This is a genomic window from Ectothiorhodospira sp. PHS-1 (assembly GCF_000225005.1).
Classification (GTDB): Bacteria; Pseudomonadota; Gammaproteobacteria; order Ectothiorhodospirales; family Ectothiorhodospiraceae; genus Ectothiorhodospira.
Genome location: NZ_AGBG01000005.1, coordinates 39,594 through 60,969, shown reverse-complemented (window position 1 = coordinate 60,969; position 21,376 = coordinate 39,594). Strand labels below are relative to the sequence as shown.

Below are 21,376 nucleotides of genomic sequence, written 5' to 3'. Positions count from 1 at the left end.
TCGCTTCGGCTTCGAGAACGGCTTCCACTCAAGGATTCCTGATCTCCCGCTATGAAAAAAAGATTCTTCAATCGGCGCATGATCCTCATGCTGCTTGCCGTGTCCCTGCTGCTGGGCGGCGTATTCGGTTACAAGGCCTTCATCAATGCCCTGATCACCGACATCTTCGACAACATGCCCGAACCGGTGGCCACCATCACCGCCACCGAGGCCAGGGAACAGATCTGGCGACCGCAACTGGAGGCGGTGGGCAGCTTTGCCGCCGTGCAGGGGGCCGACCTGACCACCGAGGTGAGCGGCATCGTGCAGGAGATCCTGTTCGATAACGGCGCCCGGGTCCGGGCGGGGGATGTGCTGCTGCGCCTGGACAGCCGCACCGATGTGGCTCAGCTCCGCCGCCTGGAGGCGGCGGCCCGGCTGGCGGATCTGGAACTGGAGCGGGCCCGTCGGCTGGTGCGTCAGAACAATATCTCTGAAGCGGAGTTGCAGCGCCGGGAGAGCGAGGCCGAACAGGCCGCGGCGGCGGTGCAGGAACAGGCGGCCCGCATCCAGCAGAAGACCCTGACGGCACCCTTTTCCGGGCAGCTTGGCATCCGCCGGGTGAATGTGGGCCAGTTTCTCTCCGCCGGCGATCCCGTGGTGTCCCTGCAGGCCCTGAATCCGATTTATCTCAATTTCTCCCTGGCGGAGCGACGCCTTGGCGAGGTGACGCCGGGACAGCCGTTGCGGGTGAGGGTGGATGCCTTTGAGGATACCTTCGAAGGTCGCATCCGCGCCATCGAGCCGGCCGTGCGGGCCTCCACCCGTACCTTCGAGGTACAGGCCATCATCCCCAATGCGGAACAGCGGTTGCGCCCCGGCATGTTCGGTCGCGTGACCCTGGATGTGGGGGAGGAGGCGACGGTGGTGGTGGTGCCCCAGTCGGCGGTGAGTTTCAATCCCTACGGCGACTCGGTCTATGTGATCCAGTCGGGCGACGGGGATGAGTTGCGGGTGCGCCAGCGTTTCGTGCGTACCGGCACCCGGCGTGGGGATCTGGTGGTGATTCTGGAAGGGCTGGCGCCAGGTGAGCAGGTGGCCACCAGTGGTCTGCTCAAGCTGCGCAACAACGCCGTGGTGAAGATCAATGATGATCCCGATCTGCAACCCGGCGAAGAGTTGGCACCCACACCGCCCAACGCCTGATGCGGCCGGAGAGCCTTGATGCGATTCACTGATGTTTTCATCCGCAAGCCGGTGCTGGCCACGGTGGTCAGCCTGTTCATTCTGCTGCTGGGTATCCGGGCCGGCTTCGACCTGAACGTGCGCCAGTTTCCGGAGATCCGGAATGCGGTGGTTACCGTCACCACGACTTACATCGGTGCCGATGCCAACCTGATCCAGGGCTTCATCACCACCCCCCTTGAACGGGAGATTGCCGCCGCCGAGGGGATTGATTACCTGGTCTCCACCAGTCTCTCCGGCGTCAGCACGGTGCAGGCCTATCTGCGCATGGACTATGACCCCAACGAGGCCCTGACCCAGATCGCCGCCCAGGTCAACAAGGTCCGTTCGGATCTGCCCCAGGAGGCGGAGGAGCCGGTGATCCAGTTGTCGGTGGGCGAGACCATCGCCGCCATGTACATGAGCTTCTATTCCGAGGTGCTCAGCGACAACCAGATCACCGACTATCTGGTGCGGGTGGTGGAGCCTCAATTGGCCACCCTGCCGGGGGTGCAGCGGGCCGAGATCCTGGGGGCACGGACCTTCGCCATGCGCATCTGGCTCGATCCGGAGCGGATGGCGGCCCTTGACGTGACCGGTGCCGATGTGCGCCGTGCCCTGCAGGCCAATAACGTGCTCTCGGCGGTGGGGAGCACCAAGGGCCGCCTCATCTCGGTGGAGCTGACGGCGGAAACGGACCTGTCCAGCGCCGAGGGTTTCGAGCAACTGGTGGTTCGATCGGAGCAGGGCGCCATCGTCCGGTTGCAGGACATTGCCGAGGTGGAGTTGGGTTCCGAGAGCTATGACAGTTCCGTGAGCTTCAATGGCCAGTCCGCCACCTTCATCGGCATCGAGATCTCCCCGGATGCCAATGCCCTGGATGTGATCGCCGATGTTCGACGGGTCTGGGAGCGGGAGATCGAGCCCCAGTTCCCCGAAGGCCTCAAGGGGGATATCGTCTATGACTCCACCCTCTATATCGAGAGCGCCATCCAGGAGGTGCTGATCACCATCGTGCTGGCGCTGGTGATCGTGGTGGGGGTGATCTATGCCTTCCTCGGTTCCATGCGCAGCGTGATCATTCCGGCCCTGGCGGTGCCCCTGTCCTTGATCGGCACCCTGTTCCTGATGCTGCTGATGGGGTTTTCCATCAACCTGCTCACCCTGCTGGCCATGGTGCTGGCCATCGGCATCGTGGTGGATGACGCCATCATCATGGTGGAGAATGTCCATCGTCATATCGAGGAGGGCATGAAGCCGATGGAGGCGGCCTTACAGGGTGCCAGGGAACTGGCCTGGCCCATCGTTGCCATGTCCACCAGTCTGGTGGCGGTCTTCATTCCCATCGGCTTCGTCGGCGGCATCACCGGCACCCTGTTCGTGGAATTCGCCTTCACCCTGGCGGCCTCGGTGATCCTATCCGGCGTGATCGCCCTGACCCTTTCCCCCATGCTCTGCTCCCGCCTGCTCAAGCCCCATGGTGAGGGCGGCAAGGGACGTTTCGAGGCCTGGCTCGATGCCCGCTTCGAGGGGTTGCATCGGCGTTACGAGCGTCGTCTCCATGGTGCCCTGGAAGATCGCCATGTGGTGCTGGTGTTCGGCTTCATCGTGCTGGTGTCCTGCTATTTCCTGTTCATCACCAGCAGCAGCGAGCTTGAGCCCCCGGAGGACCAGGGCTTCGTCTTCTCCATTGCCCAGGGGGATGCCCCCATGACCCTGGATCAGCTGGAGCGCAACACGGCGGTGATGAACCGGTATCTGGACGAGATTCCGGAACTCTCCAACATCTTCATCATCAACGGTTTCGGCGGCGGTACCCATTCTGCGGTGGCGGGTTTCGTGCTGGCGCCCTGGGACGAGCGTGATCGCAGCACCCAGGCGGTGCTGGATAACGACCTGCAGCCCCGGCTGGAAGAGATCCCGGGTCTGAGCATCTTCGCGCTGGCGCCGCCGTCCCTGCCCAGTGCCGGAGGCGGGGCTCCGGTGGAGTTCGTCATCCGCTCCACCGATCCTTCGGAGAACCTGCTGGAAGTTTCCCGGGAAGTGATCGGCCGAGCCATGGCCAGTGGTCGCTTCATCTACATCGACGGTGATCTCAGGATCGACCGTCCCCGAACCGAGATCCATATCGACCGGGAAAAGGCCGCCCTGATGGGGGTGGACATGCAGACCCTGTCGGCGGATCTTTCCTCCCTGTTCTCCGGCGGTTTCGTGGGACGCTTTGCCCTGGAGGACCGGTCTTACCGGGTCATTCCCCAGCTGCAGCGAGTGGATCGGCTGACGCCGGATCAGATCGAGGATCTCTATACCCGCAACCGGGACGGCGAGCTGGTACCCCTGGACACCCTGATCACCCTGAAGGACTCGGTGCATCCCCAGCAGCTCAAGCGCTTCCAGCAGCTCAACGCGGTCACCCTGTCGGGGGTTCCCCGGCCGGGTGTGACCCTGGGTGAGGCCCTGGAGGTGTTGCAGGAGATCGCTGCCGATGTCCTGCCGCCGGGTTACAGCGTGGATTATGCGGGGCAGTCACGTCAGTTCATGACCGAGGGGCGTCAGCTGGTGGTGACCTTCTTCTTCGCTCTGGTCGTGATCTATCTGGTGCTGGCGGCCCAGTTCGAGTCATTCAGGGATTCGCTGATCATGCTGGTGACCGTGCCCATGTCCATTGCCGGCGCGCTGCTGTTCGTCAGCCTGGGCCTGACCACCCTGAATATCTATACCCAGGTGGGGCTGCTGACCCTGATCGGACTGATCGCCAAGCACGGTATCCTGATCGTGGAGTTCGCCAACACTCTGCAGGAACAGGGGTTATCCCGCCGGGAGGCAGTGGAAAAGGCGGCCGGAATCCGGCTCAGGCCCATCCTGATGACCACGGCGGCCACGGTGCTGGCCATGATTCCACTCCTGATCGCCAGTGGTCCGGGCGCTGGTTCCCGGTTTGCCATGGGGCTGGTGATCGCCGCCGGCATGACCCTCGGCACCCTGTTCACCCTGTTTGTGGTGCCGGCGGTGTATACCTATCTGGCACGGGATCGCGCCGGGGTTAGCGGAGCGGCGTGACCGGATCGTTCCCAGGGCCGGCATCCTGCCTGTGCCTCAGTGCCGGCAGCAACCTGTCCATCTGCTCTTGCAGAGCATGAAGCGCCTGCCGGATCCGCGGGACTTCGGTCTGATCCCGGCAGAGCTTTTCCAGTTGCTGGGCGGCATCCCGGGCGGGCAGGGCGCACAGGGTTCCGCACTGCCCCTTCAGGGTATGTGCCTGGATACCCAGTTGGTTGATATCGGATGTTGCCAGGCTTTGCCACATCCCATGCATCTGGCCATCGATGCCTTCCATGAAGAGTGCCAATACCTGCCTCAGCAGAGGCTCGTCACCACCGATCTGTTTGAGTGCGTTGTGCCAATTTAAAACGTGCGTCAGCTCCGCGGGCGACGGATGCGATACGGAAGGGCTCAGGTTGACGGCCTCGAGGAACCAGGTCGGTTCGTTTTCGGTATGGATGTCGCTGATGTCCAGATGACCCGATGGGCGTTGTTGGTCGCCGGGATGAGGATGGTCACCGATCACTTTGAGGATTTCCTGGACGAGCAGGGTGTATTGAATGGGTTTTGCCACATAACCCTGCATCCCGCTGGCGAGAAAGCGTTCACGATCACCGGCCATGGCATGGGCCGTCAGGGCAATGATGGGGCAGGGAGACCAGTGGTTTTCCGCCTCCTGTTGGCGAATGTGCTGGGTGGCCTCCATGCCGTCCATGAGCGGCATCATCATGTCCATGAGGATGAGGTCAAAGCGCCGATGGGAAGCCAGTTCCACCGTTTCAATGCCGTTTTCCGCCACGGTAGAGGCCGCATGGATTCGCTCAAGCAGCTTTCTGATCACCAGCTGGTTGATGCTGTTGTCTTCGGCTACCAATACCTTCAGACGCATTTTCCTGAGCTGATCGGCAAGCAGGACATGAGGTGTCAGGGTATCGTCAGTGGCGGGTTGCGTACCGTGGGGCAGCCGAAGCCTGACCGTGAATTCGGAACCCTTGCCCGCCTCGCTGTTGACGGTGATCTCGCCGCCGAGTAGCTCCACCAGTTTGTGGGTGATGGTCAGACCCAGCCCCGTGCCTTCAAAGCGTCTGCTGTAGGTATTGTCTCCTTGCTCGAAGGCTTCGAAGATTCTGCTGATCACATGGGTGGGAATGCCGATGCCGGTGTCCCTGATCGACAGTTGTATCTCGGAAGCCGCCTCGTCGCGGGCAAGCAGCTGTCCCTGGAGACTGACTTCCCCTTGTTCGGTGAACTTGATGGCGTTGCCGATCAGATTGATCAAAATCTGTCGCAACCGGGTGGCATCCACGCGGACGTAGTCGGGCAGATCCGAATCCAGGTGATGGGTGAGCTTGAGTTGTTTCGCCGCCGCCGACGGCATCTGGCTTCCCAGGGTTTGCAGCAGCAGTTCCTTCAGGTCCAGATCCCGAGCTTCCAGGACCATCTTGCCGGCATCGATCCTGGAAAGATCCAGTACGATATTGATGATGCCCAGCAGGTGTTCCGCGGACAGTCTGGCAAGATTCAGTTGTTCCCTCACTTCTTCCGGCAACGGGGTATCCAGCACCACGTCCAGCAGTCCGAGCACACCATTCATCGGTGTCCTGATTTCATGGCTGATGTTGGCCATGAAAAGGTTTTTGGCCCGTTCAGCACTGCGGGCAGCTTCCATCTGTTGCTTGAGTTCCTGCTCATAGATGCAGGCCCTAATGGCCTGCGACAGCTTTTCCATCAGCTTGGGCAAGGAGTTGAAAAGATCTTCGCTGATCGGTGTGCCGGTCTTGCGCAGCACCAGGATACCGAAACCGGTCAGGTGGAACATGTACCAATGGTGTGCTTCGCCGTCTTCCCGGTGCAAGGGGAGACGCATGAGCCAGCCATGGAGCGCATCCGGATGTTCCGGCACCTCGGCTCGTTCCATGAACGCCTGGTAATAGGTCCTGTGGACCACATTCCGGGGGATGGCCGCCACGACTGTTCCGGTCACCCCTTGGGAGGTTTCGTCAATGAGGCGCATGACGACGGCAAGGTTGAAGTTGCACAGCCGCATCATCGTGCCCAGGCTGTGCCTGAGCATCTGATTCAGGTCCAGGCTCTGGCCGACCGAGAGTGCGATTTCGTAGAGGATCTGTGTCGCTTCAAGTCGTCTCAAGGGATCCCTCCCTGTGCCATGTCAAGCAGACAGAGCACGGAAGATTTGTTCATGAACTCCATGTAATCGTTTCCGGTATTGGCGATCTCACCCAGCGTGAAGGCCCCGAACAGGGGCATGCCGGCACCGGCGCCCTCCAGTTCCCGATGGATCCCGTCACCGAGAAACAGCACCCGTGAAATACAGTCGATGAACAGGGCCGGGGAGGTGGTGCCGTCGGCGCACTGTGATTCGGCGATGGCCCGGGCCTGGGTGGCGGCCTGGATCAGGGAGTCCGGGGTGCCGTTGAGTAGTCTGACGAAACAGCCTTCCCGGACTTCTCCCACACACATCAGGGATTGATCGCCCACCACCATCAGCGGGTCGCGGACCACCATTTCACTGTCCAGTTTGGAGATGCCGAAGGGGTAGGCCTTGGCGATGTCGAAAAAATTCTCCTTGGTGATGTCCTGACCGCCGTGATCCTGAATCATATGGCGATACACCTCGAAAGCCGGCTTCCAGTCAAGGGTGTGGATGATGTTTCTTTCCGCCGAGGTGACCTTGAGGGGCTCGCTGATGGGTTCCCAGCCATGGGTGACGCCGATGCTGCTGACCAGGGGGAGACGGGCCAGGACGGCCGTATCCTGGCAAAGTCCTTCCGGTGTGATGATGCAGGGCTTCTTCTCGAAGCTCAGTGAACCGGCGCCGCCACCGACGAAATTCACATCCAGTCCGAACTGCAGGAACAGTGACTCGATGAGGGCGCTGATGCGGCTGGAGAGGCCATCCAAGAACACGATGACGGTATTGTTTTCCAGGACTTCGGGCCATTCGGCGTGAGCTTGAGCAAGGCTGAGGTCAAGATCGGCCTCGTCAGCGCTAAGTCCCTGTACCACTAGGATTTGCGCCCTGACGGGCAGTCCGACCAGCAGGGTGCCGTTGGAGTAGGGTTTTCGCTCATGGATGATCTGCGGGAAAACACCACCGAATACCGGTAGCGGACACTCACGGAACAGCCTCCCGGCCTCGTCATACGGCCAGTCGTCCTGATCGCAGCCCAGTACCATGATGCTCTCGACACCTGGCTCCCGTGCCATGCCTTGCAGGCAAGGGGCAAGTGCATCGAGACGCCCGGTCGGTTCCATGTGAAAGCGGATGGTGTTATCGATCATGGGAGTGGCTTCCATGGTGAGGTCATGCAATGACCATGTCTGGATCGGCGGCGCTGTCCAGCGCCAGACAGCGTTGCAGTTCATCGGCCCTGACGGGTCTGGAAATCAGGTATCCCTGTATCTCGTTGATGCCCAATGCATCCAGATAGTCCCGCTGGCGCTGGTTTTCCACGCCTTCGGCAATCGTCTTGAGGCCAAGGCCCTGGCTCAGGGCCGTCAGGGAACGGATGATGGCCCGACTGTTCCTATACTCGGTGATGTTCTCGATGAAGCTTCTGTCGATCTTGAGGGTGGTGAGCGGGAATCTGAGTAGATATCCGAATGACGAGTAACCGGTGCCGAAGTCGTCGATGGCAATATTGAAGCCCATGTCCCTGAGACGCTTGAGGGTTACGATGGTGTCCTCGGGGCTGTGCATGGCGATGTTTTCGGTGATTTCCAGTTCCAGGCATTGGGCCGGGATGCCATGCCGTTCCGTGCAGGCAAGAATACGGTCGGCCAGATCCTCCAGTTCGAACTGGCGAGCAGACAGGTTGATCCCCATTCTCAGATAGATTCCCTGGCGCCGCCAGATGGCCGCCTGGCGGCAGGCCTGCTCAATGATCCAGTCCCCCACATGCTGTATCCTGCCGGACTCTTCCAGCAGCGGGATGAACTCCGCGGGTGAGATGATGCCACGCTGGCTGTGCTGCCAGCGGATCAGCGCCTCGACGCCGACGATCCTGCTGCTGGACAGTTCCTGCTGGGGTTGGAAGACCATGAAGAACTCATCCTTGTCCTGAGCCAGGCGCAGATCGGTTTCAAGCAGGATGCCCATGGCCTTGTTTTCCAGCCGGCCTTGCTGATGAAACGCCAGTTTGGTGCCGCTCCCCAGTCGGGCCTTGCGCTGAGCCTGCCGGGCCAGCCCCAGCAGCTCCGCGGCATTGGATCCGTCCCGTGGGTAGATGCCGGCACCGGCGGAGAACTCCACAAAGACGGCTTTTCCGCTGATGAAATGCGGTTTGTCCAGGTAGGAGAGGTAAGTTTCATGGGAGAGCGACATGGGCATTGCCACGCCGAAGGTGTCGGCTTCCAGGCGGCAGAGCAGGGTGCCCGGATCCGCATGTTGTCGCAGACGCTGGGCGAACACCCGCAGCACATTGTCGCCGGCGGCATGGCCGAAGGCATCGTTGATGCGGTGAAGCCGATCGATGTCCAGAACCATGACCATCCATGGGTCTTCTCCCGATACCATGTCTAATTGCTCCTGCAGCAGGCGCAGGAACAGCCTTTCCTTGGGCAGGTTCGTCAGTTCGTCATGCTCAACCAGATAGAGCACCTGATTTTCCAGGGCACGCAGTCCGGTCACGTCCTGAAATGCACCGACCATGATGTCCTGGTCAGCCGACGGCTTACCCTGCATCCGCAAGATGCGTTGTCTGGCACCTTCACCCAGCCTGACTTCCAACTCCAGCCCTTCGTGATGATTCATGCTCAGTTCGAGCTGATTTTTTACCTCTGGCCGCTGTCCGGCATCCACCATGGTAAGGAAGTGATCGAGATGGTCAGGGAGCGGTTCGCGCCAGCCCAGCACGGCATGAGCCTCTTCTGACCAGTGCATTGCCCCGGATTGCTGGTGCAGTTGCCAAAATCCCAGTCTGGCCAGTCTGCAGGCGCTTTCCTGCTCGGCCCGGGCCTGCCTCAGCACAGACTCCCGCTCCGCGGCGCCGAGTACATAGCGGACGCGCCGGGATAGCAGGGTCAGGTTGATGGGTTTGGTCATGAAGTCCGTGGCCCCGGCATCAAAGGCCTCGTCGATCGACCGGACATCCTCGGCACTGGTCAGCATCAGGATGGGAATCCAGGCCCCTTCATGCTGGGCGCGGATGGCACGCACCACGTCGAAGCCGTTCATCTCTGGCATGGTCACGTCCAGCAGGATCAGATCAGGGGGACGCCGGACAAAGGCCTCGACACCGTGCCTGCCGTTATCTGCCTCGGTAACTTCGTAACCCTGCCGTGAGAGAGCGACCCGGACCATGAGCCGGATGGTCGGATCGTCATCGACGATGAGGATGTTTGCGGTGGCGACGGTCATGGATGACTCGATTCAGTGTCAGGTATGCCTGTGGTGCGTGGGCGTGTTCGGCGTGGTGCAATCTCTGGGTGAAGAAACACCTGATGGCCGAGGTGATCAGCATCGAGGGCAGTCCTGAGAACACTGATAATGCTATAGAACCGAGGTATGAATTACGTCTTCGTGGTCACCGGGGAGAGGGTTGCCGACAGGGTGAGGGAAATCACCGATGGATGCGACACCGCCGGACGTACGGGGCCATCGAGGCCGGGCGTACCCTCTTTGGGAGCATCCTGCCGACTTAGGGGGATCCGTTCCCGTCCAGCCCCATCTGACTGTTGCGAAGACAGCCCTGAAAGGCCAGCACCGAGCCGCCGGCATGGTGATCCCAGCAGGATACGATGGCGTCAAAGCAGGTTTCCAGCCGGCTTCTTTCTCCCCGGGCCCGCTGATGGCATTCGAAGGCCGCCCTGTCGGAGAGAGTATCCACGGTATGGTGGGTCACGGTCAGCGGTCCCTGGGCCAGTATCCACTGCATGGCTTGGCGGGCTCCGTCCAGGGAAAACTTCAGGGTGCGGACATCTCCCTGATCATCTTCCACCTTGAGGCGGATTTCACGTCCCTCCATCAAGGATTCCAGAAGGGGTGGCAGCGAATGTCCGCGGGAAGGTTCCCAGACCGGCCATTCCAGGCTTTGAGTCCATGAACCCGAGGATGGATCGGGATTGATGGGGGCATCGGGGTCCTGCTGGAGGGCATGCTTCCGACAGGTCGTGTCCACATCGATTTCCGCTTCCAGCAAGCCATCCCTGATGTGAATGGGAGGCCCGCCATTGACCAGAAGGGCAATCTTGACCGGCCCATTCTGCGTCTGGCCCACCGCAAGTGCGTGGCCCTCGTCAGTGCGTGTATAGGCCAGCAGGGTCAGCGCCTGTTCTCCGGACGGCTGGCTGTAACTGATCCACCAGTCCTGGAATCGCTCCGCGGCGAAGGCCGGCAGGCCCGTCGCCATCAACAGACAGGCAATCAGCATCTTCGTCGGCAACGGCATGGGATCGGCTCCTGATGAATCCGGGGCAATGGTGAAGGGTTTTATATGAGCCGGCGAACTATCCATATGTCAACCATGGATGGGGCGTGGATTTGGATCGGGAAAGGCGTTTTGAACAGGTAAAAAAAGAGCCTGAAACTTGCGAAGATCACAAATTGACATGCAGTCATCATGCGCTTCTGCTAATCTTCGCTGCAATGCAACATAAAACAGGTTCATCTTTCTGAACCAGTGAACCCAGCGACGATTGGAGGTTGCCCATGACGACTCAACCCTTCTCCATGCAAGGGAAAACCGGCATCGTCACCGGTCTCGCCAATGCCGACAGCATTGCCTACGGCTGTGCCCGTGCACTGCACCAGGCTGGTGCCGAAATGATCGTGACTTATGGCCATCCCAAGGCCGAATCCCACGTCCGCCCTCTGGTCGGTGAAATGGGAGATCCGGAACTGATGCTGTGCGATGTGCTTGATCAGTCCCAGGTGGACGCCCTGTTCCAGCGCGCCGACGAACGTTGGGGAAAGCTGGATTTTCTGATCCATTCCATGGCCTTTGCCCCCCGGGATGATCTCCATGGTCGGGTGGTGGACTGCTCCTGGGATGGCTTTGCCCAGGCCATGAACATATCCTGCCACTCCTTCATTCGTCTGGCCCGTCAGGCCGAGCCGCTGATGAAGGAGGGGGGCACCTTGATCACCCTGTCCTATTACGGGGCCGAAAAGGTGGTGGACAACTACAACCTCATGGGGCCGGTCAAGGCCGCGCTGGAATCCAGCGTGCGCTACATGGCGGCGGAGTTGGGTCCGCGGGGCATCCGGGTGCATGCCATCTCGCCGGGCCCCATCCGTACCCGGGCGGCCTCGGGTATCCAGGATTTCGAAACCCTGGCCCAGGATGCCGAAACCCGATCTCCTTTGCGTCGTCTGGCTACCGTCGATGACGTAGGACAGTGCGCCGTTTTCCTGGCCTCCGGGGCTGGACAGTCACTGACCGGCAGCACCCTTTACGTGGATGCCGGCCACAACATAAGGGCCTGAGTCATGGACAAGAAAACCGATCTGGGTTACATCGAGAACCGTACCTTCGATGAGATTCGGGTGGGCGACGAGGCTGCCATCGAGCGCCGGCTCACCATGGATGACATCAAGCTCTTCGCCATCATGTCCGGGGACGTGAATCCGGCGCATGTGGACGAGGATTTTGCCAAGAGTTCCCGTTTTCAGGAGATCATCGCCCACGGCATGTGGGGCGGAGCACTCATTTCCACCGTGCTGGGCACCGAACTGCCCGGACCCGGGACCATCTATCTGGGACAGACCTTGCGGTTCCGGGCTCCGGTGGGCCTGGGAGACATCCTGCAGGTGAAGGTCAAGGTCCTGGAAAAGGATTCGGACAAGAACCGCATCAAGTTCGATTGCCGGTGTACCAACCAGGAAGGTCGGGATGTCATCGAAGGAGTGGCCGACGTGCTGGCACCCACGGAAAAGATCCGTCGCCCACGTACCGTGATGCCACGGGTGCGCATGTCCGAGCGGGCCCGTCTGCATGAACTTCTGCATGCCGCCACCCATCCGGAGGCGGTGGACATGGCCATCGTGCATCCAGTGGATGCGCCTTCCATCCTGGGAGCCTATGAGTCTGCCAGGGCGGGCCTGATCCATCCCATCCTCATCGGTCCCGAGGATCGCATCCGCGCGGCAGCGGATGAGGCGGAGATCGACATCAGCGATTTTCGCATTGTCCATGTCCCCCACAGCCATGCCGCGGCTGAGCAGGCGGTGGCCATGACCCGTGCGGGCAGTGTGGGAGCGATCATGAAGGGATCGCTGCATACCGATGAGTTGCTGCGGGAAGTGGTGCGCAAGGGTGCAGGCCTGCGCACCGAGCGGCGTATCAGTCATGTGATGGCCTTCGATGTCCCGACCTATCCTCGTCCGCTGTTCATCACCGATGCGGCCATCAACATCTACCCCTCCCTGGCCGATAAGGTGGATATCGTCCAGAACGCCATTGATCTGGCACACGCGGTAGGTAATGAGATGCCCAAGGTGGCCATTCTGTCGGCGGTGGAGACGGTGAATCCCAAGATCCAGTCCACCCTGGAGGCGGCAGCCCTGTGCAAGATGGCTGACCGGGGGCAGATCACCGGCGCCCTGATCGACGGTCCCCTGGCCTTCGACAACGCCGTGTCCGAGGCCGCGGCAGCGACCAAGAACATCACGTCACCCGTGGCGGGTCGGGCGGATATCCTGGTGGCTCCGGATCTGGAAGCGGCCAACATGCTCATGAAGCAGTTGACCTACCTGGCGGATGCAACCGGAGCCGGTCTGGTGGTGGGTGCCCGTGTGCCCATCGTGCTCACCAGCCGGGCCGATGATGCCATCACCCGTATGGCCTCCTGTGCCCTGGCGTTGCTACTGGCGGATTATCTGAAGAAAAAGGTTCGGTAACGGCATGCGAGATATCCTGGTCATCAACAGCGGCTCTTCCAGTCTCAAGTTTGCGCTGCTGGGGTGGGGAGGGGATCTGTCACTGGACGGTTTTTCCGTCCATTACCAGGGGCACTTCTCCGGATTGGGTGGGCGGCAGGCACGGCTGTCGATTCGGGATGGCCAGGGAGCGGTCATCCGTGATGATCACCTGATCGCGGATGTCGATCAGTATGACCATGCCGCTGCGCTTTCAGAACTGCTGAACTGGATGGATGCGTTGCCCGATGCCAGCCGGATCAGTGCCATTGGCCACCGCATCGTCCATGGAGGACGGCATTATCGCGAGCCGGTCCGCCTGGACGAAGGGGTGCTGAAGGATCTGGAAACGTTGATTCCGCTGGCGCCATTGCACCAGCCTCATGGTCTGGCACCGGTGCGTAGCCTGTTCACGCTACGACCGGACGTGCCCCAGGTAGCCTGCTTCGACACCAGTTTTCACACCACTCAGGCACCGGTTGCCCAGGCTTTTGCCTTGCCCCGGCATCTGACCGAAGCGGGATTGATCCGGTATGGTTTTCACGGTCTTTCCTATGATTACATCAGCCGGCGTCTGCCCGATCATCTGGGCACGTTGGAGACGGGCCGGGTCGTAGCCGCTCATCTGGGCAATGGCGCGAGCCTGTGTGCCATCCGGGACGGTGCCAGCGTGGCTTCCACCATGGGATTTACCGCGCTGGACGGGCTGCCGATGGGAACTCGCTGCGGAACCATCGATCCCGGTGTGGTACTCCATCTGCTGACCCACGAGAACATGTCGCCCGCGCAAGTGAGTGATCTGTTGTACAGACAATCAGGATTGCTGGGGGTATCGGGTGTCAGTGCAGACATGCGTGACCTGATTCAAAGTCCGGTACCCGCGGCCAGGGAAGCGGTGGAACTGTTCACCTATCGCATCATCCGGGAAATCGGCAGTCTCGCGGCCGCGTTGGAGGGGCTGGACCATCTGGTCTTCACGGCGGGTATCGGTGAACATGCCGCGCCGGTTCGGGCTATGGTGTGTCAGGGATGTGAGTGGCTGGGGGTTCGCATTGATGAGGCACGCAACGAGTGTGGCGAGATACGCATCAGCATGGATGACAGCCCTGTCGGGGTATGGGTCATTCCCACCGATGAAGAGCGCATGATTGCCTGGCATGCCGCCCGCTGTTGTCTCTGACGTTCAAGGAAAAACAGCGCAGTCTTGACTAGACTTGGGTGACCGGCTTGAACGATGTGGACCGTGGCGGCCGGTCACATTGGATATCAGAACCAATAAATCAGCCGCCGACCTCGTGGTCGGGAGGCGAGGAGTCTAGTCATGAGCGTTTACAAGGTCATTGAACTGATTGGAACCAGTGAAAAGTCCTGGGAAGATGCCGCCGCCCAGGCCGTGGCCAAGGCCCGATCCAGCTTGCGTGAACTGCGCATCGTGGAAGTCAACAAACTGGACATGAGACTGGATGAAGCCGGCAATATCGTGTGCTATCGAGCCCGCTTGAACGTCTCCTTCAAGTACGAAGAATAAGTACCGCCCCGCGGATTGCCTGTTTTTTCCATCACATGGCAGCGCGGACCACTCTTGGTCCGTCTGCGCCTCGGACCCGGCGAGCACCGCTTGCCGGGTATTATCCTCTCATCCGGTCACCTGACAGAAATCCGACTTCTGTTCAGGCTGCCTTTGCCTGAAACACCTGCCTTGCCATGGCAATTCCCCGCATCCGCCGCCGTCTCCGGCGCTGAGCCAGTGCCGACAAGGTATCCGCGGTACCGATGACAGGGCCGAAGGTTTTCAACAGATGGTCGGCATGGCGGAGGAACTGCTGCGGTTCCATGCCAAGTTTGACCAGCAATCCGGGCGTCTTGTCTGCGATGAAGCCCCGTTTCATCGTATGTACGCATCGTCCCAGAGTTTCAGTCAGCTCGAAATAATCCTCCAGTGAAAAAGGAATGCCGTGTTGCAATCCAGCCTCCGATGCCTCAAAGGGCATCAGTGATGCCTGGGTGATGTTCTGCAATGATTTTTCTGGCTGTAAGGGACCGCTTTCACTCGTGTGGTCCCGGCGTGAGCCGATCCTGAATGGGGTAGGGGAGGGGGGCATCTCAGGCTTCGATGAGGGTGAACCAAGCTTGGAGGTGTTGTCAGCGCCTCCGGTGCCGACATTGCGGCCCTTATCCGGGGTGATGGTGGCATTTCTGATTCTTCTGGCAATGGATGTGTATTCACTGCGCTCCAGAGTGTCCGCAATCCCCGCCCGGATCGGGTTGAGATCCACATAGGCCATGGCTGCCAGCAGGGCTTGTTCATCCAGCAATGCCTGGCTCTTGAAACGTCCTTCCCAGAATCGCCCTTTGACACCGTCCTCCTGATTGGCCTGTCGGGCAATGGATTCGTTCAGTACCCGCATGAACCAGGAAATGTCATGGAGACGTGCCCGATAAATTTCGGCAAGTTCCTCCACCTGGGCCATTTCAGCGGCACTCATCCGAACTCTGTCATCGGACAGATAGCGCTGGACCGGGGCAGGGCCGGTAAATAGCTGCGTCCAGCGGGTCAGAATCTGCTCCATGGTCCATCCATGGGTACGGGAGGCATCGACTCTCAGAACCACGTGATAGTGGTTGGACATTACGGCATAAGCAGCAATATCGATGGCGAAGACCGAAGATAAGGCAAGAATTCGGCCTTCAATCCAGGCTCTGCGATGCTCGTAGCTGGTGCCGGTCAGCGGATCCTTGCCGCACAGGAACGCACGGCGTACGCAGCGACTGACCAAGTGGTACCAAGGGGTCTCGTCGAGGCTGATGAGGGATGCGCGAGGTTGAGTCATGACTTAAGAATAGACCCTTTTTTAGTGACATGCAAATAAAGTGGGTGTCCTTTTAAAAAAACTAATGACATCTACACATCAAACTATCCGTAAAAAATACGTTTCTTCAGCAAGTAAATAAGGGTAAGTTTTTTAAACCAGACATGATTGGTCAGTTTCTTAAACAACAGGAGGATCGCCGCATGAAACCTTTGTTCGCCCTTTCGGCTACCGTGGTATTGATGTCAGGCATGGCGACATCTGCCCTGGCGGAGCCGGTGACATACGAAATCGACCCCACCCATACCTTCCCTCGTTTCTCCTACAGCCATTTCGGGCTGTCCACCCAGACCAGTCAGTTCAATCAGACTCATGGCACGGTGACCCTGGATAAGGAGGGCGGTACAGGGCAGGTGGATATCGTGATCGACATGACCTCGGTGGAAACCGGGTACGCCACTTTCAACGAGCATATCCAGGGAGAAGATTTCTTCGATACCACCAGCCATCCCGAAGCCAGATTTCAGTCCAGCCAGATCAATTTCCAGGACGGTCGCCCGGTATCCATAGACGGTCATCTGACCATGAAGGGGATCACACAGCCGGTGACCCTGGAGGTGAGTCATTTCGCCGCCATGGTCCATCCCATGCTGGAAAGACCGGCCATCGGTGCCCATGCCCATACCGTGGTAAAACGCAGCGATTTCAATGCAGACAAGTTCGTGCCCTATGTGGGAGATGAAATCACCATCAGCATCTCCATGGAGGCTGTGGTGCCCGAATAAGCAGGGCAGGTGGGATGTATCAAATCTTTCCACGGCCGGGCTTTGCCTGGCCGTTTTCACATGGGATGCCCCCCCCCGACATGCATGGACAATGGCAAAGTACCTGATGTGCCAGGGTGCCGACGGTCATCAATAACCTGAAGGCCACAATCTGATACCCTTTGCAGGCTCAGGTTTTTAACCTCATTTCAGGCTTGATAAGACAACGTGGAGGCGCAGGGCGTGCAGCAGAATGAACGCAGTGACATCATCGTCCGAGCAGGGGGCGGGGCTGCCATGGTGATGGCGGCATTGCTCATGGCCGGTTGCGGCCAGAAGGTCTCGGAGGAAGGGTTTTTCGGGGTCTGGACAGTGACCGGATTCACCGCCACGGATGAGGCCACGCTGACCGACGAGCAGGCACAGGCTCTGGTAGGTCGCAAGGGCGTCTACTCGAAGCACATTGCCCACTTCGAGGAGAGTCAGTGTCTCAAGCCCGGGTATGTGGTTCACGCCCTGGGTCCGGACGCCTTTATCGAACGCTTCGGCATCACGCCGGAGGCGTTGGACTTTCCCGATGGGGACGTGACCACGGTGGAAATCACCTGTTTTGATACGCCGCTGGAAGAGCCCCTGAGCCTCCTGCCCAGAAGCGAGGAGGCGCTGGTCATCGCATGGAACGGTGTCTTCTTCGAGACTCACCGCAAGACAGGAGCCCCCCTGTCGGCCCGCTGATGCGGGCTGGGGTGCAGGATAAAAAAACGCCCATCCGATTTTCATCGGATGGGCGCAGGGATCAAGCGGATAGGAGAAGACAACTTCAATGGGCGGCCCTGCCCATGACACAATCCTGGTCTGAAGCGAATCAGGCGCTCTTGCGGGCCTTGGCGGGCTCGATGCTGGTGACGGTGGCCAGACCTTCTTCGCTGAGCTTCTGCACTTCTTCGGCATAACCGCGCTGCAGTTCCACCAGTTCATTGGTGTCCTTGGCCACCTTCTCGCTCAGAGACTTGGTGGCTTCGGCCTGGGCACTCACGTAGGCCTGCAGGCTCTTGGGGTCGGTCACGGTCTGCAGGGCACGCATCTGCTCGATGGTGATCTCGGAATAGCTGCGGAACATGCTGATCTGGTATTCAACCAGCTTGGCCACGTGATCCAGGGTCGCATTGTTGAACTTGCGCACAGGACCGGCCATCTTTTCGAACTGTTCCTGATTCATATTGAAGAATTCGTTGTACATGGCAAATCTCCTTGAGATGGGTTTGCCAAGGATGGGCGGATTCCCACCCTTGTTGCGTTGCAGCATAGCGCACTTTTTTGTGCGGTGCAACATTTCCAGTCAAACGCCAGCGCCACGCGGAAACATAAATACCGTAAGAATTGGATGCATAATAGGCAGAGTCGAAGTATTTTTGTGATCAGTCAATGTCCGGCGGATCGGCCACCCGCAAACCGGCGGCCGACCGGTTATCAGGAAAACCGATGATGAATAACAGCATCACAGTCCGACGCACCCTGGTGGGTATTCTGATCTTCGATCAGGTGGAAGTCCTCGACTTTGCAGGTCCGTTCGAGGTGTTTGCCACCACCCGGCTGGATGAGTCCAGACGCGCCGAAACGGAATCCCCCTTCGACATACGGCTGATTGCCGAACACAAGCGTCCCATCACCACCACGGGCGGCATGATGGTACTGCCGCACCATGACTTCACCGATTGCCCGGAACTGGACATTCTGGTGGTACCGGGAGGGAAGGGGGCCCGTCGCGAGATCAACAATCCCGTCCTGATGAACTGGATCAGGGAGCGCTCTGATGGCCTATCCCTGCTGGCGGGTGTCTGTACCGGTGCCATGCTGCTGGGCAAGGCCGGCCTGCTGGACGGTCTGCGGGCCACCACCCACTGGCGCTCCCTCGACTGGATGCGGGATTCATTTCCGGAGGTGATGGTGGTGGAAGACGAATTTGTTGTGGATGCCGGCTCCGTCATTACCTCGGCGGGGATTTCCGCCGGCATCGACATGGCCCTGCAACTGGTCCTGCGTTATCACGGCCAGGACGTGGCTCGCGCCGCCGCCCGCTACATGGAGTATCCATTTCCGGAAAACAGCCGCAGGAGAGTGCTCGAAGGCTTGAAACCGCCCACCCAGCACGCTTCCAACGGCGAACGACGCGTCAACTAGATTCCGGTAACGGCGGCATTTCCCGTTCCAGCGCCCGTAAAATCAGGGTGCTGGAACGGAAAGAGCAGGGTAGGGCGGGGTCAGCGCTGCATGGGATCCCGCTGCTGTGCTTGGCGGCTGTCCGCCTGATTGGCATCCACCACCGCCAGCGCCGTCATGTTGACCAGGCGACGCACGGACGCGGTTTCATTGAGGATGTGCACGGGCCTGGCGGAGCCCAGCAGGATCGGCCCCACGCTGATGCCTTCACCGCTGGCCGCCTTGAGCAGGTTGAACGAGATGTTGGCGGCATCGATGTTGGGCATCACCAGCAGATTGGCCTCGCCCTTGAGGCGGCACCCCTGGATGAGCTGATCACGGATCTCTTCCTTGAGGGCGGCATCGGCGTGCATTTCCCCGTCCACTTCCAGATTCGGGTCCATTTGTTCCAGCAGGGCCCGGGCGCGACTCATCTTGCGCGCCCCTTCGGAGGGCACACTGCCGAAATTGGAATGGGAAACCAGGGCCACCTTGGGAGTCAGACCGAAGTTGCGCACTTCCTCCGCCGCCATCAAAGTGATCTCGGCAATGGTTTCCGCGTCCGGATTTTCATTGACATAGGTGTCGCACAGGAAGAGGGTGCGGTGAGGCAGCATCAGCAGGTTCATGGTGGCGAAGGTCCGCACCCCGGGGGCCAGGCCGATCACATCTTCGATGAATTTCAGGTGATAGGCGTGCTGGCCCACCATGCCGCAGACCATGGCATCGGCATCTCCCGTGCGCAGCAGCATGGCGCTGATCAGGGTGTTGTTGCTGCGCACGCGGTACTTGGCGATCTCCGGCGTGATGCCTTTGCGGCCCATGATCTGGTGATATTCACTCCACAGGGTACGGAAGCGGGCGTCGGAAGCCGGATTCACCAGCTCGAAATCCTCGCCTGGGCGCAGGTTCAGGCCGATGCGCTCGATGCGGGACTCTATCACTTCGGGCCGACCCACCACGATGGGCTGGGCCAGGCCTTCTTCCAGCACCGTCTGCACGGCACGCAGCACCCGTTCATCTTCGCCTTCGGCGTAGATGACCCGCCGTGGGGCCGCCTTGGCGGCGGCAAATACCGGTTTCATCACAAACCCGGACTGGTAGACGAAGTTGTTCAAATGATCCCGATAGGTCCACAGCTCCTCGATGGGGGCGGTGGCCACCCCGGAATCCATCGCGGCCTTGGCCACCATGGGGGCGATCTTGACGATCAGTCGTGGATCAAAGGGTTTGGGGATCAGATAGGACGGTCCAAACCGCAGCCCTTCATCCCCATAGGCCTTGGCCACCACGTCGGAAGGCTCCGCCCGGGCCAGTTCCGCCAGGGCCCTGACCGCGGCAATCTGCATTTCCTTGGTGATGGTGGTCGCGCCCACATCCAGGGCACCCCGGAAGATGAAGGGGAAGCACAAGACGTTATTGACCTGGTTCGGATAGTCGGATCGTCCGGTGGCCATCATGGCGTCATCCCGTACCTCCATGACTTCCTCGGGCAGGATCTCCGGGTCCGGATTCGCCAGCGCCAGGATCAGCGGATTGGGGGCCATGCGGGCCACCATGTCCTGTTTGAGCACGCCACCGGCGGAAAGCCCCAGAAAGACGTCGGCACCGTCGATGATCTCGCCCAGAGTCCTGGCCTCGGTGTCCTTGGCATAGCGTTCCTTGAAACTGTCCATCTCTTCGGGGCGTCCCTTGTAGACGACGCCGTGAATGTCCGTCACCCAGATGTTATCCTCCGGCATACCCATGGTGACCAGCAGATCCAGGCAGGCGAGGGCGGCGGCACCAGCGCCGGAGGTGACCAGCTTGATGCTGCTCAGTTCCTTGCGGGTGAGCTGCATGGCATTAAGCACAGTGGCAGCCACCACGATGGCAGTACCATGCTGGTCATCGTGAAAGACGGGGATTTTCATCCGCTCCCGCAGTTTGCGCTCGATGTAGAAGCATTCCGGGGCCTTGATGTCTTCCAGATTGATGCCGCCGAAGGTGGGCTCCATGGCGGCGATGATGTCCACCAGCTTGTCCGGGTCCAGCTCGTCCAATTCGATGTCGAAGACGTCGATATTGGCGAACTTCTTGAACAACACACCTTTACCTTCCATTACCGGCTTGGCTGCCAGGGGACCGACGGCGCCCAGCCCCAGCACGGCCGTGCCGTTGGTCACCACGCCCACCAGATTGGCCCGTGCGGTCAGGCGTCCCACCTGACCCGGATCTTTGGCGATCAGCCGTGAAGCGGCCGCCACACCGGGAGAATAGGCCAGAGCGAGATCGCGCTGGTTGGTCAGGCCCTTGGTGGGCACGACCGAGATCTTTCCGGGGGTGGGGAAATAGTGGTAGTCCAGTGCGGCTTGGTCCAGCGAGCTTTTATCCATGGGGGCGATGGATCTCCGGTGCGGGTCTTGAAATCGGGAAGCGGACTATTATCCGACTTTTAAAGTGTCTGTGGGAGTCGATACTGCAGCTTTGCAACGGATCGA

At 60.0% G+C, this 21,376-nt stretch carries 16 protein-coding genes; 9 read left to right on the top strand and 7 right to left on the bottom strand.

Annotation, left to right across the window (positions count from 1 at the left end; translation table 11 throughout):
* The first annotated feature begins 51 nt into the window (after positions 1-51).
* Positions 52-1,185, top strand: coding sequence for an efflux RND transporter periplasmic adaptor subunit (locus ECTPHS_RS03335; RefSeq protein WP_008931268.1), 1,134 nt, complete (start codon positions 52-54; stop codon positions 1,183-1,185).
* Positions 1,186-1,203: 18 nt separating this feature from the next.
* Positions 1,204-4,263, top strand: coding sequence for an efflux RND transporter permease subunit (locus tag ECTPHS_RS03330; RefSeq protein WP_008931267.1), 3,060 nt, complete (start codon positions 1,204-1,206; stop codon positions 4,261-4,263).
* Here ECTPHS_RS03330 and ECTPHS_RS13865 read toward each other — a convergent pair.
* The 4 genes from ECTPHS_RS13865 to ECTPHS_RS03310 form a co-directional block, all read right to left on the bottom strand.
* Positions 4,247-6,394 carry an ATP-binding protein gene (locus ECTPHS_RS13865; RefSeq protein WP_008931266.1) on the bottom strand — a complete coding sequence of 716 codons (2,148 nt, stop codon included), beginning with the start codon at positions 6,392-6,394 and terminating at the stop codon, positions 4,247-4,249. The genes ECTPHS_RS03330 and ECTPHS_RS13865 overlap by 17 nt on opposite strands.
* Positions 6,391-7,548: an FIST signal transduction protein gene (locus ECTPHS_RS03320; protein ID WP_008931265.1), complete on the bottom strand. Its 1,158-nt coding sequence runs from the start codon at positions 7,546-7,548 to the stop codon at positions 6,391-6,393. The genes ECTPHS_RS13865 and ECTPHS_RS03320 overlap by 4 nt, the downstream gene beginning before the upstream one ends.
* A 22-nt stretch (positions 7,549-7,570) precedes the next feature.
* Positions 7,571-9,625, bottom strand: coding sequence for a bifunctional diguanylate cyclase/phosphodiesterase (locus ECTPHS_RS03315; protein ID WP_008931264.1), 2,055 nt, complete (start codon positions 9,623-9,625; stop codon positions 7,571-7,573).
* Between the two features lie 280 nt (positions 9,626-9,905).
* A complete protein-coding gene (locus ECTPHS_RS03310; protein WP_008931263.1) occupies positions 9,906-10,655 on the bottom strand; it encodes a hypothetical protein in 750 nt (249 codons plus the stop codon).
* 260 nt (positions 10,656-10,915) lie between these two features.
* Here ECTPHS_RS03310 and fabI point away from each other — a divergent pair, with 260 nt between their 5' ends.
* The 4 genes from fabI (at position 10,916) to ECTPHS_RS03290 (ending at position 14,651) form a co-directional block, all read left to right on the top strand.
* A complete protein-coding gene (gene fabI / locus ECTPHS_RS03305) occupies positions 10,916-11,692 on the top strand; it encodes an enoyl-ACP reductase FabI (RefSeq protein ID WP_210386887.1) in 777 nt (258 codons plus the stop codon).
* A 3-nt stretch (positions 11,693-11,695) separates the two neighbouring features.
* Entirely contained in the window at positions 11,696-13,105 is a 1,410-nt protein-coding gene (locus ECTPHS_RS03300; RefSeq protein ID WP_008931260.1) for a bifunctional enoyl-CoA hydratase/phosphate acetyltransferase, read from the top strand.
* Positions 13,106-13,109: 4 nt separating this feature from the next.
* Positions 13,110-14,303: an acetate/propionate family kinase gene (locus ECTPHS_RS03295; protein ID WP_008931259.1), complete on the top strand. Its 1,194-nt coding sequence runs from the start codon at positions 13,110-13,112 to the stop codon at positions 14,301-14,303.
* A 141-nt stretch (positions 14,304-14,444) separates the two neighbouring features.
* Positions 14,445-14,651, top strand: coding sequence for a dodecin family protein (locus ECTPHS_RS03290; RefSeq protein ID WP_008931258.1), 207 nt, complete (start codon positions 14,445-14,447; stop codon positions 14,649-14,651).
* Between the two features lie 142 nt (positions 14,652-14,793).
* On the opposite strand, the gene ECTPHS_RS03285 is transcribed toward ECTPHS_RS03290, so the two are convergent.
* Positions 14,794-15,954, bottom strand: coding sequence for a transposase (locus ECTPHS_RS03285; protein ID WP_040404989.1), 1,161 nt, complete (start codon positions 15,952-15,954; stop codon positions 14,794-14,796).
* Positions 15,955-16,184: 230 nt separating this feature from the next.
* Between ECTPHS_RS03285 and ECTPHS_RS03280 the strand changes: the two genes are divergently transcribed.
* Together ECTPHS_RS03280 and ECTPHS_RS03275 are read left to right on the top strand one after the other, a co-directional pair.
* Positions 16,185-16,718, top strand: coding sequence for a YceI family protein (locus ECTPHS_RS03280; RefSeq protein ID WP_210386886.1), 534 nt, complete (start codon positions 16,185-16,187; stop codon positions 16,716-16,718).
* Positions 16,719-16,940: 222 nt separating this feature from the next.
* Entirely contained in the window at positions 16,941-17,432 is a 492-nt protein-coding gene (locus tag ECTPHS_RS03275; protein ID WP_141565249.1) for a hypothetical protein, read from the top strand.
* A 130-nt stretch (positions 17,433-17,562) separates the two neighbouring features.
* Here the strand turns inward: ECTPHS_RS03275 and ECTPHS_RS03270 are convergent, their stop codons facing one another.
* The gene (locus tag ECTPHS_RS03270) at positions 17,563-17,937 is read right to left on the bottom strand and encodes a phasin family protein (protein WP_008931254.1); all 375 of its coding nucleotides are present in this window, start codon (positions 17,935-17,937) and stop codon (positions 17,563-17,565) included.
* A 245-nt stretch (positions 17,938-18,182) separates the two neighbouring features.
* Here ECTPHS_RS03270 and ECTPHS_RS03265 point away from each other — a divergent pair, with 245 nt between their 5' ends.
* A complete protein-coding gene (locus ECTPHS_RS03265) occupies positions 18,183-18,878 on the top strand; it encodes a DJ-1/PfpI family protein (protein ID WP_008931253.1) in 696 nt (231 codons plus the stop codon).
* Positions 18,879-18,958: 80 nt separating this feature from the next.
* Here ECTPHS_RS03265 and ECTPHS_RS03260 read toward each other — a convergent pair whose 3' ends face one another.
* The gene (locus tag ECTPHS_RS03260) at positions 18,959-21,271 is read right to left on the bottom strand and encodes an NADP-dependent malic enzyme (protein WP_008931252.1); all 2,313 of its coding nucleotides are present in this window, start codon (positions 21,269-21,271) and stop codon (positions 18,959-18,961) included.
* Positions 21,272-21,376: the final 105 nt, after the last annotated feature.